The sequence below is a fragment of the Mesorhizobium sp. M7A.F.Ca.CA.002.09.1.1 genome (genome assembly GCF_003998555.1).
Taxonomy (GTDB): domain Bacteria; phylum Pseudomonadota; class Alphaproteobacteria; order Rhizobiales; family Rhizobiaceae; genus Mesorhizobium; species Mesorhizobium ciceri.
On record NZ_RZRR01001455.1, the window covers coordinates 1 to 733 of the forward strand.

At 64.1% G+C, this 733-nt stretch carries 2 protein-coding genes; both read left to right on the forward strand.

Translation table 11 applies throughout. The annotated features are described in order from the left end of the window. Positions 1 to 253: hypothetical protein (locus tag EN994_RS35770; RefSeq protein ID WP_127308283.1), on the forward strand; the 253-nt coding region annotated here is incomplete at its 5' end. A 72-nt stretch (positions 254 to 325) separates the two neighbouring features. Continuing rightward, positions 326 to 733: hypothetical protein (locus EN994_RS33960; protein WP_127308284.1), on the forward strand; the 408-nt coding region annotated here is incomplete at its 3' end.

Below are 733 nucleotides of genomic sequence, written 5' to 3' on the forward strand. Positions count from 1 at the left end.
GTATCAAACTGCCCTTCGCGGCGACGGCAGCGTGCCTGACGAATCGTTCAGCGGGCCGTCGGCGGCGTCGAGACCCGTCGGACGAGACCCGTTACCGGGCCGGGCTTTCTGGCGGCTGGCCTCGCTGCTGTTCGCGCCATTGCGCAAGAGTCGGCGTCGATTGCCTCCGCAGGACGATTATCTGAGACGCGACATCGGCCTGCCGGAGCTCGAGGGTCTGCCGCACTACTGGGACTTCACCCGGTACCAATGATGCGTGCAGCCGAGATCCGACGTCGCAGCGGGAGCGGCGGCTCCCGCGCGCCATCAACAAGGAGGAGAGAACATGAACATCCATCTGTGGACCAAACACCTCATCAACCTGTCGATCGCGGCCACGGCGGCCAATGCTCACAACGCTGGCGCGCTGGACGAGAAGGTGCGGGCAGCCAACAGCCGCTTCGAGAACGTGGCGATGGCGACGGCCGAGGGCTATGCGCCGATCCCTTGCGCCAGCGGCATCACCGGCGGCGCCATGGGCATCCACTATGTCAATGCCGGTTATCTGAAGGACGATGCGGTCGAACTCGCCAAGCCCGAGGCGGTGATGTACGAGCCGATGGCAAACGGCAAGCTGAGGCTGGTGGCCGTCGAGTACATCACCTCGAAAGGTCCGGCTTCGCTGGAAGGGCAGCTGTTCAATTTCGACAGCGCGCCCAACCGCTACGGTCTAGGCCCGTTCTATGAACTGCAT